This window comes from Polynucleobacter sp. HIN5, from assembly GCF_030297555.1.
In the GTDB taxonomy this organism is placed as follows: domain Bacteria; phylum Pseudomonadota; class Gammaproteobacteria; order Burkholderiales; family Burkholderiaceae; genus Polynucleobacter.
Genome location: NZ_AP028136.1, coordinates 367,828 through 382,916 on the forward strand (window position 1 = coordinate 367,828; position 15,089 = coordinate 382,916).

Annotated in this window: 16 protein-coding genes; 14 read left to right on the forward strand and 2 right to left on the reverse strand. The window is 43.5% G+C overall.

Going from position 1 to position 15,089, the window contains the following annotated elements; translation table 11 throughout:
* The first annotated feature begins 497 nt into the window (after nt 1-497).
* From QUE61_RS01925 to QUE61_RS01945, 5 genes are all read left to right on the forward strand, one after another.
* Nucleotides 498-2,138, forward strand: coding sequence for an ATP-binding protein (locus QUE61_RS01925; RefSeq protein ID WP_286307272.1), 1,641 nt, complete (start codon nt 498-500; stop codon nt 2,136-2,138).
* 1 nt (nt 2,139) lies between these two features.
* Nucleotides 2,140-2,856: an alpha/beta hydrolase gene (locus QUE61_RS01930; RefSeq protein WP_286307273.1), complete on the forward strand. Its 717-nt coding sequence runs from the start codon at nt 2,140-2,142 to the stop codon at nt 2,854-2,856.
* 316 nt (nt 2,857-3,172) lie between these two features.
* On the forward strand, nt 3,173-4,477 hold the full coding sequence (gene mauJ, locus QUE61_RS01935; RefSeq protein ID WP_286307274.1) for a methylamine utilization protein MauJ: 1,305 nt from the start codon (nt 3,173-3,175) through the stop codon (nt 4,475-4,477).
* 251 nt (nt 4,478-4,728) lie between these two features.
* Entirely contained in the window at nt 4,729-4,971 is a 243-nt protein-coding gene (locus tag QUE61_RS01940; RefSeq protein WP_286307275.1) for a hypothetical protein, read from the forward strand.
* Nucleotides 4,972-5,150: 179 nt separating this feature from the next.
* Complete coding sequence (locus QUE61_RS01945) at nt 5,151-6,512, forward strand: tyrosine-type recombinase/integrase (RefSeq protein ID WP_286307276.1); 1,362 nt, start codon at nt 5,151-5,153, stop codon at nt 6,510-6,512.
* Between the two features lie 400 nt (nt 6,513-6,912).
* On the opposite strand, the gene QUE61_RS01950 is transcribed toward QUE61_RS01945, so the two are convergent.
* The gene (locus tag QUE61_RS01950; RefSeq protein ID WP_286307277.1) at nt 6,913-7,263 is read right to left on the reverse strand and encodes a DUF3147 family protein; all 351 of its coding nucleotides are present in this window, start codon (nt 7,261-7,263) and stop codon (nt 6,913-6,915) included.
* 174 nt (nt 7,264-7,437) lie between these two features.
* Here QUE61_RS01950 and QUE61_RS01955 point away from each other — a divergent pair, with 174 nt between their 5' ends.
* The 8 genes from QUE61_RS01955 (at nt 7,438) to QUE61_RS01990 (ending at nt 12,244) form a co-directional block, all read left to right on the forward strand.
* Complete coding sequence (locus QUE61_RS01955; protein ID WP_286307278.1) at nt 7,438-7,713, forward strand: hypothetical protein; 276 nt, start codon at nt 7,438-7,440, stop codon at nt 7,711-7,713.
* Nucleotides 7,714-7,769: 56 nt separating this feature from the next.
* Nucleotides 7,770-8,741, forward strand: coding sequence for a TolC family protein (locus QUE61_RS01960; protein WP_286307279.1), 972 nt, complete (start codon nt 7,770-7,772; stop codon nt 8,739-8,741).
* A 3-nt stretch (nt 8,742-8,744) separates the two neighbouring features.
* Entirely contained in the window at nt 8,745-10,148 is a 1,404-nt protein-coding gene (locus QUE61_RS01965; RefSeq protein ID WP_286307280.1) for a multicopper oxidase family protein, read from the forward strand.
* A gap of 9 nt (nt 10,149-10,157) precedes the next feature.
* Nucleotides 10,158-10,634: a cupredoxin domain-containing protein gene (locus QUE61_RS01970; protein WP_062307380.1), complete on the forward strand. Its 477-nt coding sequence runs from the start codon at nt 10,158-10,160 to the stop codon at nt 10,632-10,634.
* Complete coding sequence (locus tag QUE61_RS01975; protein ID WP_286307281.1) at nt 10,631-10,909, forward strand: copper-binding protein; 279 nt, start codon at nt 10,631-10,633, stop codon at nt 10,907-10,909. Before QUE61_RS01970 ends, QUE61_RS01975 begins: the two co-directional genes overlap by 4 nt.
* Nucleotides 10,910-10,942: 33 nt before the next feature.
* On the forward strand, nt 10,943-11,413 hold the full coding sequence (locus tag QUE61_RS01980) for a DUF411 domain-containing protein (RefSeq protein ID WP_286308239.1): 471 nt from the start codon (nt 10,943-10,945) through the stop codon (nt 11,411-11,413).
* 11 nt (nt 11,414-11,424) lie between these two features.
* Nucleotides 11,425-11,691 carry a heavy-metal-associated domain-containing protein gene (locus QUE61_RS01985; RefSeq protein ID WP_062307374.1) on the forward strand — a complete coding sequence of 89 codons (267 nt, stop codon included), beginning with the start codon at nt 11,425-11,427 and terminating at the stop codon, nt 11,689-11,691.
* A gap of 94 nt (nt 11,692-11,785) precedes the next feature.
* Nucleotides 11,786-12,244, forward strand: coding sequence for a hypothetical protein (locus QUE61_RS01990; RefSeq protein WP_286307282.1), 459 nt, complete (start codon nt 11,786-11,788; stop codon nt 12,242-12,244).
* A gap of 25 nt (nt 12,245-12,269) precedes the next feature.
* Here the strand turns inward: QUE61_RS01990 and cadR are convergent, their stop codons facing one another.
* Nucleotides 12,270-12,674, reverse strand: a complete 405-nt coding sequence (cadR, locus tag QUE61_RS01995) for a Cd(II)/Pb(II)-responsive transcriptional regulator (RefSeq protein ID WP_286307283.1) — start codon at nt 12,672-12,674, stop codon at nt 12,270-12,272.
* A gap of 104 nt (nt 12,675-12,778) precedes the next feature.
* On the opposite strand from cadR, the gene QUE61_RS02000 reads away from it, so the two are divergent.
* Entirely contained in the window at nt 12,779-14,971 is a 2,193-nt protein-coding gene (locus QUE61_RS02000; RefSeq protein ID WP_286307284.1) for a heavy metal translocating P-type ATPase, read from the forward strand.
* Nucleotides 14,972-15,089 lie beyond the last annotated feature (118 nt).

Sequence of the window (15,089 nt, forward strand, 5' to 3'; positions counted from 1 at the left end):
GTTTTTGGTGTGTTAAAAAAGTTAAGTAGGGCCCATAGCTCAGTTGGTTAGAGCAGAGGACTCATAGCGAAAGTTGTGCACCAGATAGCGAAAGCTGCTGTGTGAATGGTGTCAAATTCGGTGAACGCTAAAGGTAGTTAAAAACTACATATGCCAACGCCGAGCCAAGCGGAATCGCAAGATTCTGAAGGTGTAGAGACTAGACGGCACCCACCTAAGTAAGGATTTATAAATCTTTATACGGTGAAGGCATAGTCCAGGGAGTTAGGAAACTAACACAAACCGGAATCCTTTGGTCCCAGGTTCAAGTCCTGGTGGGCCCACCAGAATACATAACCCTGACCAGTAATGGTTGGGGTTTTTGTCTTTTGAGTATTACTAATGCGTATATCATGCCTGAAATAGACCCAATTTTGACTCGCATTGACTGCAGTCAATCATGTTTCAGACTTTGCTTTCTATGATTTATTCAACGAGTAAAAGAGTAAAAAGAACACATGGAATTCGAAATACCAGAAACCCTAGCCAATACGCTTCTTGGAATGATCGATGAGGATACGCTGCTTGCGAAGCGGCTTAGCGAGTACGGCCTTTCCCGCGGTAAACGTGTGGTATCCAGCCGACTTTTCGACGCCACCTCATTGAACACGCTCTACGGCCTGTGCCGCACGGCCGACGAGCGTGAGCTGATGTTCCAAATGATTGCGCTGGACAATATCCACGCCGCGCCGGCTGCCCGAAAAATCCCAAGCTTGGAGCATCTGATCCCTGGTCTGATCGCTTGGTTGTCGCGCGACATGATCGATGGCTGGCTCTACAAACTTGGCAAGGACGGTGTGTTGCTGCCCTGGCTGGTCCATTCTATGCGCTATGTGCAGCCTGTCGATGGCGCAGCTTACGTCATCATCGGCCTTCTGGCTAACACCTTGCAGGCCGCAGATCGTGAGCCAATTAACGATCCGAGGTTAAAGCGCACCGGCATGACCTACAGCATCACCTTTTATGCCGAAGATATTCAAGATCGCACGATTCCCGAATTGATGACGGGTTATGGTTACTTTAAAGAATGTGCAGAATTCAAAAACGAATACGAGACACACTTAAAGCATTTCATGCAGATACAGCCGAAGTTTGGTGCGCAGTTTACTGTTTCTGGCACTGTCTGGATGTCCAGCGAAGGACATCGTCCACATCTCGAATGCGTGCGGCTGCAGGCAGGCACAGCCGCCCGCTGCGTCAATGACGAAGAGCTGCTAGAACGCCACTTTGACACCACCGCCGATGCAGGCTTCTGGCGCGGAAGCGGCATCAGCGAGGGTTTTGAGAGGATTCCCCAGCATTGCTATCTACATCTATTCCACCTGGATTACCACCGTAATGTATGGGTGCATGTGCAAAATGTTAAGACTTATCGTTACAAACCAGAATTGCGTGACAAGCTGGTTCTGCCGCATGCTCATCGCGACCTGATTGATATCTTGACCGCTGATCGTAACTTCCTAATGGAGGACATTGTCGAGGGTAAGTCGGGCGGTACAACCATCCTTTGCAAAGGCGCGCCTGGCTTAGGTAAGACGCTGACAGCAGAGGTCTATGCCGAGGTCGTCGAGAAACCTTTATACCGCGTACACTCTGGTCAACTCGGCGTGACGGCAAGCTCAGTGGAAGCCAACCTTTCGAAAATCCTGCGGCGCGCAGCACGCTGGGATTCAGTACTGTTGCTCGACGAGGCCGATGTCTACATTCGCCGCCGCGACAATGATCTCCAGCACAACGCTATCGTAGCTGAGTTTCTGCGTACTCTCGAGTACTTTAACGGCTTGCTATTCATGACCACCAACCGCGTAGCCGATATTGATGACGCCGTCTTGTCGCGCTGCATCGCTATCATCCAGTTCGAGACACCGACGCAAGAGCAGGCGAAACAACTATGGAAATCGCTAGCGCAGCAGTTCAACACCGAACTGCCCGATGATCTAGTTGAGCGCTTGATAGTAACTTATCCAGCTGCTAGCGGCCGCGATATCAAGGAGTTGCTCAAGCTGACGCTAAAGTTTTGCAAAGGCAGGAATTTGTTACTGAACGAAGAAGCATTTGCTCAGTGTGCAGCTTTCCGTAGCATCAGTAAATCCGTCTAAGATGGCAACGTTTGACACATCTATCCTTGGAGATTTGCTACTGGGCCGGCTCAGTTTTCGACCCGGCAACTTGCCCGACAAACAAGCCTTGCCCGCTGGTCGTCACAACCTGGGCATCGCTAGCGAGCGTGATGCAGTATTGATCGTGCCGGACGATCTCCAGCCCGGAGTTCCAGTTGCTTTACTTGTGATGTTTCATGGGGCTGGTGGCAGTGCTGATAAGGTATTGCCATTTTTGATCAAGCATGCGCGTCAGCATGGCTTTTTGCTTCTGTTACCGCAGTCTCAGTTTCCAACTTGGGACTTGGTTGTGGGTGGTAATGGCCCAGACCTAGAGCGGCTGGATAAAGCATTGCACGAAGTAGCCTCACGTTTTTATATCGATCCATCCCACTTGGGGTTTGCTGGGTTTTCAGACGGAGGCAGTTATGCACTGTCAGTAGGACTGACCAATGGCGACTTTGTTAGCCACGTGATCATTTTTTCTGGGGGCTTTATGTCAGTCCTTCAGCAAAATGGTGCGCCCCGCATTTTCATCGCCCACGGTTTGGAAGACGAGCAACTGTCAATTGAAACTAGTGCGCGTCCTCACGTAACCAAACTTAAGGCTGCAGGTTATGACGTCACTTCTTTGGAATTCAAAGGTCCGCACCGCATCGAGCCAGCAGTGGTTTCGGTAGCAATGGATTTTTTCCTAAAACCAGCGACGCCACATTAACAAGCCGTGCTTAGAATGCAGAAATTCTCATAGAACCGACAAACAGTAGTCAGCGGGTTGGCGATATTGCCAAAAGTCTTGTTTATTGTTGAAGGTGTAGAGACTAGACGGCACCCATCTAAGTTGAGCAATCAATATGATGAAGGCATAGTCCAGGGAGTTAGGAAACTAACACAAACCGGAATCCTTTGGTCCCAGGTTCAAGTCCTGGTGGGCCCACCAGAAAAGCAAACCCCAGTTAGAGATAGCTGGGGTTTTGTCTTTTTATATACATGAGAAAGTATTAAAGTGAATGTACTTAAATTAGGCAATTAATATGAAGCCCTTGATAAATCCATTCACTTTTGCTCAAAGCCTTATACAAGAGAGAGGCGGCTGGACTGTCGCTGTTATAGAGACAAGCATATTTTGGCCTCCCCAAATTCAATCAGTTGAATACGAAGGCAAAAATTTCATTCTTATGCCTTATGAACAAGCGCAAGGGACGCCCACTCCAACATTGCCAGCTATTGCGTTAAAAGCAGACTCATACAATTTAAGTGTCGATGCAGCTAAAAAAGTAATTTTGGAATTTGCTAGTGCGCTAGCTTGGCTTGAAGGTGGGAAGCTTGAAATCGTACATTGGACGGGTGGGGACCGCCCAAGGTCAATGGGGATCATGCGAAATAATGGAATTTCAGATTATTTAGATCCAGAGCATATTCCGCAGCATTTAAGTGAGAACGCAAGAACTGCATTGGCATTTTTTAGAGAGGGTATTTCTCTAGAAAATCCATTCTATTCATTTTTCAGTTTGTATAAAGCATTTACTGTAGCAATATCAAATGCCAAGAGTCGTGGTATTTGGATGAATGCAAATAAAGGAAATCTTGACGATCATCTGGCTGTTAAAAGATTAAGAGAGCTGGAAGTTGATGGACGTGATGTTGGGGAGTATTTATATAGTGGATGTAGGCATGCAATAGCTCATGCCGATACAGAGCCCTTCGTTAATCCAGATCAGTCTGAAGATTTAATTGAAATTTCTAAGAATTTACCCCTTATTAGGAATTATGTTGAGCTAGCTTTAGAAGAAAGTTTTGGAATTAAAAGGCTAAAGACAATATATAAGGAGCATTTATATGAGTTGGGTGGATTTAGGGGTCTCGTAGATTCAGAGGCGTATGCAATCCTTAAGAATGGTGGAACATTAGATCGAGATTTAGCTATTAATATTCCCGACAACTTGAGATTCGTCGCGCGAAGAGAGCAACATTTTTATGCCCTAGAGTCATTTAACGCCGATACCTATGCATTGACGAAAGGCGGCATTATTCTTAATTTCAAATCTGCAAATGAGCTTATAAAGCTACGAATTTATTTGGATTTTCTAAATGAAAAACTAAGATTTGATCCGCTTCATGATTTTAATGTCACCTCAAATAGGAGCGATCAATCGGCAATAAGTAATGAAATTACTGCGCTTGAATTTACAAGATGTATCTTGTCTAATGGGGTGTTAGAAATCTGGGATAGTACTCATAGGCTTGGGTGTACGGAGGCATATATTCCAATAAATGCTATGGTTAATTTTGAGTATTTTGATGATCAAATTAATGAGTTAAAGGGAATGCTCAAATAAGCGTTACTTAAAGTAACGCTCACCCCTCCATTCTTCTCCATAAACCATCCAATAATCCCCACTCTTAGCCACAAGTTCTTTTGGCTAAATTGCCCCCAGTAATTCATCCAATTAGGTTGTCCTAGCCTGGCTCTACAACCTATTAACAAACTCGATTTAAATTGATTGTTTATCCGAAAAGTAGGTCAAAACGCCTATCGTACGTATATGGGTTATCGATATTGATAGCCCCATATATACGGGAGAAGCAAATGAATCAAAGCAATCTTGCAGTTAATCAAGTTATCTCTTTTGACACTTTAAAAACTTCAGCATATGCCAGTGCCAAGATTAATCTTGGTGATGAATTGGATATGGACGACTTGGTGGCGTTGTTTGCTGTGAATGACTATTTTCAGCAAAGACTGGGGCATTCAGTGTTTTCTAGCATTGAAGTAGCTGGTATTGGCGATGCGCTAGAAAAGCATGGGATTATTTTCGTGGAGGCGCAATGAGTGCTTGCGTAGATCAAGCGTTACTTCAAGTAACGCTACGAATTCCAAGAGAGCCCCAAGAGATCACCATGACATTCCAAGAATTACCATTAATCAGCCAGTTTGCTTTGGACAAATTGATCAGGCGATTTGCCCAATACCGGTTGTCCTAAGCCGCTATCAGAAACTAAAGTTACTATATGCCGCAAATCGTTGAAACTACCCATGAACTGCTGCCTAGAGAGCTAGTCATATATCGCCGTGAGCGGAGTGGCATTTGGCAATGTCGCTATAAGGTTGCTGGAGTCTGGCAAAGAGCTTCTACTAAGCAGCGCAAATTAGAGTTGGCTAAAGATCGGGCTAAAGAGATCTTTTTTGAAGCGGAAATTCGTAATCGCTCTAATCTGCCAGTAATAACCCGCCGCTTTAAAGATATCGCCAAGTTAGCTGTTGAGCGTATGGAGCAAGAATTGTCTGCTGGTAAAGGCAAGGTGATCTATAGAGACTACATTCGGGTGATTAAGGATTACATCATTCCTTCATTGGGCAATCGCATGATTACTAATATTGACTACGAAGCTTTAGAGCAATTTGATCGTGATCGCATTGAGTTTATGGGCAAGGAGCCCACTTCTAGTACTTTACATACGCAAAATGCGGCAATGAACAGGGTATTTGATGAAGCAGTCATTCGGGGCTTTTTAACAGAGGCTAATCGTCCTAAGCTGGTAGCAAGTAGTGGTAAGAAGAGCGATCGCAGACCTGCTTTTGAATTGTATGAGCTAAAAGCGCTATTAGCTAATTTAGAACCTTGGATTGATGCTGCTCGCAATCTTGCTAGCCGTGAACGCAGATTAATCATGCGCGACTATATTGAGATGTTGGTAGATACTGGTGCAAGACCTGGTATTGAGTTATTGGATATTAAGTGGAAGCAAATCCGCTTCATGATGAGCCCTGCGTCCACTTTGACCGATCAAGTCGATGAGCACGGCAATCGAATTGAGGTACATAACCTAAACCGTAGTTGTGAACTTACTGTTACTGGAAAGACTGGCACCAGACAGATTATTGGAAGGCAACCCACAGTAAAGGTGCTAGAGCGCATTGCTAAAAGAAACTATGGAGTAGATAGCTCATTAACTGATCCACTCAAAGACTTAATTAATCCTAATAATGAAGATTACGTTTTTAGGACTAAGGACAAAAAAGAGGATGTAAGCGAATCCTTTCAAAAGATGTTTATGTGTTTCTTAGAAGATCACAATTTGCTAAAGGATCCTAAGACTGAGCAAAAGCGGGTGTTTTATAGCTTGCGCCACACTTACGCAACATTGGCATTAACCCATGATCGGGTACCTATTCATACTCTTGCCAAGCAAATGGGTACAAGTGTTGTTATGATTGAGCGTCACTATAGCCATTTAAAAGTTATCCAGGCGGCTGAGCAATTGCGAGGCGCTGAAACTAGGCGGTTGATTGAGGCTGACGCTAAAGTGAGTGCAAGCTATCAAAGTAAAAAGCGAGGAAGGCAAGCCGGGCAAAAGCTATTAGCTGCTTAGATTGGTTGCAAACGTTACTTAAAGTAACGCTTACGATTTAAAGCTCTAACGACCAACGGATTAAAAGGAAATTGTTCCACATAAATCACTTATAAATTCAATGAGTTACAAGGGTCAAAATGCGGTGTGCAATAAAGTGTGCAACGGATTTTGGTGCAAAGTTCGAATCTGTGGACTGGATTTCTAACTTTTCAACCCTCGATAGGGCTGGTTCGATTCCGCTCCGGGCCACCAAGAACTCAAACAGTCGCCTTTCGGCGGCTGTTTTCGTTTTCACTCTCCATTCACAGCCCTAGACGCTGTTCGACTTTGTCTACCGCTGTCTATTTGCCTTAACTCTGTCTAACCGTGAGAACCATCTATGGTGTGTATTTGTAATGTCGTTTTAAACGACAAAACATTACAACAGCTGAACCTCAAAGTTTTTCATCAACAAAGCAAATAAACCAAAGCAGATAACAGTGACAACTATGCTTGCCCCCATTGCCATCCAAAAACCTAGTTTAGGTAGCAGGTAGGGGAATAGTAGAAACATTGGCAGCGTCGGAATCACATACCAAAATGTGTAATAGGCATGATTTGCTATTTTCTCTTCAGGTTGGCTTTCAACATAAAGCCAAGTCAGGGTAAGTAGTGTCATCAGCGGCAATGCCGCAATGAATCCGCCTAACTTATCGCTTCGCTTGGCAACTTCGCTAATGAATACAACCATCCCGGCTGTTAGTAAGTATTTGGTGATTAACCAAGTCATCAAGGCCTCCCAATGGTTTAGGGTAAATAATGGCGAAAAATTTAACATTTACCAAGCAAAGAGTTACCTAAACATTACGTTGAAAATTGTGCTACCATAATTCATATGTTGAGAAAGATATTTTTAATTTCGCTGGTATTGCTTTTGCCAGTCCAGGCATGGGCGGGATTAGATATGTCATTTAAACATCAAACCAATATGGCTGGTGTAGAGGCAAAAGAAATTTCTCATAATTGCCACCAAGCCTCAGCTTCAAATGAAGAGGGCGCCAAACTAAGCGCTAAGTCCGAGGGTAATGGTTGTAACTCCTGCGCACTTTGTGTTGGATTTGGTTTCATTCCCACTCATTCCAGCTTTGATCAAATCACATTGACTGCGATTTTTAATTCCGGTAAGACTAGTTTTGCTAGTCGTGATCTCTCTGCTCTAATCAAACCACCCATTCTTTAACTCTTCTAGCATAAGTCCGCCCAAAATTTGGGCTAAATTCTTATTGGAGAGTTAAATTGAAAAAAATTGTTATTGCTGTACTAAGCCTTGCTATATCTCAGGCATTTGCTAATCCATCTTCATGGATTGAGCAAAACAAACTTGTTGGTGAAATAGGGGGTTGGAGGGTTTACTCAAAGGAGCAAGTCGTACGCGAGAGCCCTGCCAATCAAAATATATTTACTTTGAATCAGGCAATTGAGAGAGCATTAAATCAACAGCTTGATTGGACTAATTATCTTCGTGGCTCCGAGTCAACATCTGACTACTATCTCTTAACGCCTGCGCAACGCTCAGCATTACAAAAGCGTTCATCAATTATTTACGAGACGACTAAGTCATATTATGAGTTTGTAGCACTTAAAGAAAAGCTGATACATATGGAAGATGTTCTTGATGCTGTAGAGGCAGCGTCTGAGTTCAGTGCTCGTATGTACAAGGTTGGGAACATTAATGAGCTGGCGCTTTTGAAGCAGAACAAGGCTTTATACAAAAAAAGGCTTGAATACAAAGCATTACAGGGAAAATATCTAGAGGCAAAGGAGCGCTTTATTCAGCGCATGAACTTTGATGATCGCGATGTCAGAGTGGATGTTGATGCTCGTTTACCAGAACCTCCCAAAGAGCAAAGAAAGTTAAGCGCTAGAGAGTTAAAAGCTATTGGGCTAGGGGACATCAATAATCCAGAGTCAGTAAAAACTCGCTCAACAGCACGCCTCTCTTATGAAAGCTATTTAGAAAAATATCAGGGCGTTAAATCATATAAAGAAGAAATCTTACCAACTCAGAAGAAAATTTCTGAAGAGAATTTACTGAGATACAACGGCATGCTCATTGATGTGTTTCATTTGCTAGAAGATGTAGAAACTCAAAGTAAAACTGTGATGGACTATATCGATGTCAATACAGCTTTTTTAATTCAGTCTGCTCGATTAGACAAAGATCTAATGGATGTCCAGATGGATTTCTCAAATATTAATGTGAGGTAATTAATGAACACACGTAGAAAATTTTTAACTGGGGCGGCAGTGACAATGGCTGCGGCTGGTGTGAGTCGTCATGCTTTAGCAGGTTTGCCTGAGCCAGTAATCCAAAATAGTCCCAATACGCAAAAACCATTGATACCGAATAGTGGCCGAGACTACAACCCAGTTGTGACTTTAAATGGATGGACCTTGCCATGGAGAATGAACAATGGCGTTAAAGAATTCCATCTTGTTGCTGAGCCTGTAGTGCGAGAAATGGCGCCAGGGTTTAAAGCACATTTATGGGGTTATAACGGTCAATCCCCAGGCCCAACGATTGAAGTGGTGGAAGGTGACAAGGTCAGAATTTTTGTCACAAATAAGCTGCCCGAGCACACATCGATACACTGGCATGGCCAACGTCTACCGAATGGTATGGATGGGGTGGCTGGACTAAATCAGCCGGCAATACCATCAGGCAAGACATTTGTGTATGAATTCACAGCTCGTCGCCCTGGTACGTTCATGTATCACCCTCATGCTGATGAAATGACTCAAATGGCAATGGGAATGATGGGTTTTTGGGTCACTCACCCGAAAGAGAAGCATCCAGACATTGATGAGGTGAATCGTGATTTTTGTTTTCTTTTGAACTCATTTGATATTGATCCAGGAAGCTACACACCTAAGCCAGCAACAATGTTGGACTTCAACATTTGGGCGTGGAATAGCCGAGTTTTTCCTGGCATTGATACCCTAAATGTCCGCTTGAATGACAAAGTTCGTATCCGTGTCGGTAATTTGACGATGACGAATCATCCTATTCATTTACATGGGCATGAATTTCATATTACCGGGACTGATGGTGGACCAACCCCAAAAGCAACCCGTTGGTATGAAGTCACCACAGATGTGGCAGTGGGTCAAATGCGTCAAATTGAATTTTTGGCAGATGAAGAAGGTGATTGGGCATTTCATTGTCATAAGAGTCATCACACCATGAATGCTATGGGTCATGATCTTGCTAATTTAATTGGTGTGGATCATCGGGGATTGGCTGGAAAGATAAAGAAGATTATTCCAGGCTACATGGCTATGGGTGAGCGAGGTATGGCTGATATGACGGAGATGGAGATGCCATTGCCTGTTAATACTATTCCAATGATGACGGGTGATGGCCCTTATGGCTCGCTTGAAATGGGTGGCATGTTTACTGTATTAAAGGTTCGGAAAGATCAAGCGCCTAACGACTATAAAAATTCTGGTTGGTTTAAACAGCCAGCAGGCACAAGGGCGTATGAGTGGAAGGGCGCCATGCCCGCAGCCAAGCGCAGTAATAATGCTGGCGAATCAGCGATGAATCGCGTTCAATCCAAACCCGAGGTAGAAGTACAGGTTAAAAAGCCAGGCACTACTAATCACAAACACTAGGAGCAAGCAATGAAAATAATTTTTTTAATGATTAGCTTAGCAATCTCTCAGCTTAGCTTTGCGCATGGGGATCAGCATAAGAAAATGAATCAACAGGCATCCTTTCAACAAGAGGAGTGGGGTATTGGCGGCACAAAGGATGAAGTGAATCGAACCATCGCTATATCAATGGGCGATGATATGAAATTTAAGCCAGAAAAAATCAATATCAAGGTTGGTGAAACCATACGCTTTGAGATTAAAAATAACGGAAAGCTGTTGCACGAAATGGTAATTGGCACAAAGCAAATGCTTGATAAGCATGCCGAGATGATGGTAAAGCATCCCAATATGGAGCATGATGAACCCTACATGGCACATATCTCACCTGGTAAAAAAGGTGAAATTATTTGGAAATTTAATCGTGCTGGAAGTTTTGATTTTGCTTGCTTGATTGCCGGGCACTATCAGGCTGGAATGGTTGGAAAGATTGAGGTGCAGCAATGAAAAAAATAATAACCGTAATGATGTGTTTGGCTAGTTTTGCCGTCGGAGCTACCGAGTGGACTAAGGGCGAAATTCGTCGTGTTGATGCTGAAAATAAGAAAGTCACCATCAAGCATGAGGAAATTAAGAGCCTTGATATGGCGCCGATGTCCATGGTTTTTAATGTTGAGACTACAGAAGTTTTAAAGGGAGTTAACCCTGGGGATCAAGTTGAATTTGTAGCGGAGCAAAAGGGAACAAAATTATTCGCAAAGCAGTTTAGAAAAGTTCAGTAGGAGGCCCAATTGAATTTAATTAAAGATGAAGTGATGAATACTGTTAGATTGGTAAATCAACAAAGAAGGCTTATTTCGTTTGGCCTAGCTTTATTGCCGACATTGAGTTTTGCTGTGACTGAAAAGCCAGTTATTACGATGTGGAAGAGCCCTACCTGTGGTTGTTGTAAAGACTGGGCTGACCATGTAGAAAAGAATGGCTTTGCTGTTAAGACTTATACAGATGGAAATGATGAAATTCGTAAGAAGTTAGGTATGCCTATTCAGTTTGGGTCTTGTCACACAGCCTTAATTGATGGTTATGCCATTGAAGGCCATGTTCCTGCTAAAGAAATCAAGCGACTGCTAGTTGAAAAACCCAAAGCAATTGGATTAACAGTTCCTGCTATGCCAGTTGGCTCCCCTGGTATGGATGGGCCTGAGTACAAGGGCAGAAAAGACCCCTACGATGTTTTGTTAATTGGATTAAATGGTAAGCCCAGCGTTTATCAATCCTACAGATAAAGGAATTTGAGATGAGCGAAATCAATTTAGATGTAAGTGGTATGACTTGTGGCTCTTGCGTTAAACATGTCACTAACACACTTAAACCATTGGAGGGTGTACAGGATGTATCTGTGGACTTAGCTACTGGAAAAGTTAAGGTGACAAGGGCTACTGATAAGGCGGATGACTTAATTGCGGCCTTAATAGAGGACGGTTACCCAGCTCAACTGGATACTGGTGGCACTACTCAGGCCAAGCAAGGTGGCGGCTGTGGTGGTGGGTGTAAGTGTTCATGATGTCGTTTTAAAAGACATTTTTTTATATCGGTTGTCCAAATAAAGCGCTGAAAATAAACTTGCTGTATGAGTTCAAAACTTTTACAGCAAATTCATGCCTAAGGGTTTGGTCATCAAGCTTATAAATCTAGAAGTTTTACCCTCATCTCCGCAGTATCTCCAGCCCAAGCTATCAACACTTCATTTCGCAGAGCCACAATCACTATTTTTACGTGATGGCGAAGTTGTTATCTTCCGCAGGCCAAATAGCCCTCTCTGGCAATGTCGCTATAAGGTTGCTGGAGTCTGGCAAAGAGCTTCTACTAAGCAGCGCAAATTAGAGTTGGCTAAAGATCGGGCTAAAGAGATCTTTTTTGAAGCGGAAATTCGTAATCGCTCTAATCTGCCAGTAATAACCCGCCGCTTTAAAGATATCGCCAAGTTAGCTGTTGAGCGTATGGAGCAAGAATTGTCTGCTGGTGGCGGCATTGGAATAATTGGCATTTTGGTTTCAGTTGCCCTAGTTCTGGCTATAGCCGCCTTAGTCAAGCACCTTTTCTTTAATAAGAAATAATCTAACTATGAGGCGAGAAATTGTCTCATAGTGATTTCACAGGTTGCGACAATTCGTTCAGAATTCCGCAATGAGCCGAGTCTTGATTAGCGTGGCACAGCTCCCTTAGCTCTCTTAATTGTTTTTCAAGTTGTTGTAAATCTTTTATGCGGTTGGTTACGGTTTCTATATGGGAATCAAGAAAATTATTAACAGAGCCGCAGTTTTCATTGGGCAAGTCCTTAAAACGAAGTAGTTGCCTAATTTCATTTAAAGCCATGTCCAATGAGCGGCAATGTCGAATAAACGTGAGGCGCTGTAAGTGCTGTTGGCCATAAATCCGAAAATTGCCTTCAGTTCTAGCGGGTTTAGGCAATAAACCCTCCTGTTCATAAAAACGAATGGTTTCTACTTGAGTATCTGTAACTTTGGCTAATTCACCGATTTTCATTGGGTTCACCTCAATGGCATTTATTTAACTATTTTAATTTCTTGACTCTATAGCTACTATAGGCTTTTTAATAGACAAATGTTAAAAATAGTTAGGTTATTGAAATGAGTCAGTGCCAGTCTTCTTGCGGCTGTTCTTCGCCTGCCACACCGCAACCATCTACATCATCTGTTGGTGGGAATAAAGCCGTCTTTCATATTGAGAATATGGATTGCCCAACGGAAGAGGCGTTAATCCGAAAGAGGCTAGCTACGGTTGAAGGCATTGCGGGGTTAGATTTCAACTTGATTCAACGAAAACTTTCGGTAAGTCATAACTTAGATTCGCTTGAGACAATTCAATCTGCTTTAGTGAGTGTTGGCATGAAAGCGGTTCTTGAAGAGGGTTCGCCCACTAAAAGCTCAAGACATCAACAGCCAGCCAAAACAAATTGGTGGCCTCTAGCTATCGCTGGTGTGACGGCCGCTTTGGCTGAGTTAATTGAGTTCTTCCCATTTGAGGTAAACCAACTTAGTAGTCAGTATCTTGTGATTGCCTTGGTTATATTCTCTATTGCTAGTGGTGGCCTAACAACGTATAAAAAGGGTTGGATTGCCCTAAAGAATGGCAATCTAAATATCAATGCCCTTATGTCGGTTGCGGTGACCGGTGGGATGGCAATCGGTAGTTGGCCTGAAGCCGCTATGGTGATGTTCTTATTTTCAATGGCTGAAGTAATTGAGGCTAAGTCCCTTGACCGTGCTTGTAATGCGATTAGTGGCTTATTAGATTTAACGCCAGAGATAGCTACTGTGCTTCAAGCTGATGGCAGTTGGTTGCCAACTCCAGTCAAATCCATTACCTTAGGCTCAATCGTTCAAGTTCGCCCAGGGGAGCGTATCGCGTTAGATGGCGTACTCACAAGCGGGAATTCAACAGTCAATCAAGCGCCTATAACGGGTGAGAGTTTGCCAATTGATAAGGTGCAAGGCGATACTGTTTTTGCGGGAACCATTAATCAAACAGGTTCTTTTCAGTTTAAGGTGACAGCAACCTCAACAGGCTCTACGCTTGCCCGAATTATTCATGCGGTAGAGGCGGCTCAGGGCAGTCGTGCCCCAACACAGAGATTTGTTGATCAGTTTGCGAAGATTTATACGCCAACTGTTTTCTTAATTGCGGTATTGGTGGCTGTCATTCCTCCGTTGGCTCTAGGTATGTCGTGGCATGACTGGATTTATAAAGCGTTAGTGATGTTAGTCATTGCTTGCCCATGTGCTTTGGTCATTTCCACGCCAGTGACGATTGTTAGTGGATTGGCTGCTGCCGCACGTAAAGGCATCTTAGTAAAGGGCGGCGTCTTTCTTGAGATGGGACGCCATATGAAAGTTTTGGCACTGGATAAGACAGGAACGATTACCTATGGCAAACCTAAGCAAACCGATTTAATTATTTTGGGCGGTGAGGCCAAGCATACGCATCAAGTTGCTGCCAGCTTAGCGGCTCGTTCAGACCATCCCGTATCTTTAGCGATTGCCGATAGTGCTGCGGAAAACAATCTTTCATTAATTGAAGTGGATAAGTTTGAGGCCATCTTGGGCAGAGGAGTTCGAGGCACTCTTGAAGGGGTTACTTATCAACTGGGTAATCACCGCCTGATTGAGGAGCTAGGCTTATGCTCGCCTGAAATTGAAGCTCAACTACTTCCGTTAGAGCAACAAGGCAAAACCGTAGTGATGCTTACTAACTCATCACAAGTATTAGCATTGATAGCAGTCGCTGATACAGTGAGGGATACCAGCAAGCAAGCCATTAAAGACCTTCATCATTTGAGCATCAGAACGATGATGCTTACTGGTGATAATGTCTATACGGCAGAGGCTATTGGCCAGGAAGTGGGTGTTGACGTAATTAAGGGCAATTTATTACCTGAAGACAAACTTAAAATCATTGATGAAATACTAAACAAAAATCCTGATGGCAAGGTTGGCATGGTTGGTGACGGCATTAATGATGCGCCAGCTTTAGCAAAGGCAAGTATTGGATTTGCCATGGGAAGCGCAGGAACTGATACAGCTATTGAGGCAGCAGATGTGGCATTAATGGATGATGATTTAAGAAAGATACCTAGCTTTGTTAGGTTATCCCAAACAACGGCCAATATTTTGTATCAAAACATTACCTTGGCGCTTGGCATTAAGGCGATATTTTTTGCGCTGACTTTTACAGGACAGGCAACTATGTGGATGGCAGTTTTTGCTGACATGGGGGCTAGCTTGTTGGTAGTGGCTAACGGATTGCGGCTATTGCGTAATTAGAGTGTTTTAAGCAACGGTTAAGGGTTAGTGGACATGCTCAATCCTGGCAATCCCAGATCAATTTATCGAAAAAATCAAGCTAATTGTGATTTTTATCAACTTGCGAGATTGACAGACG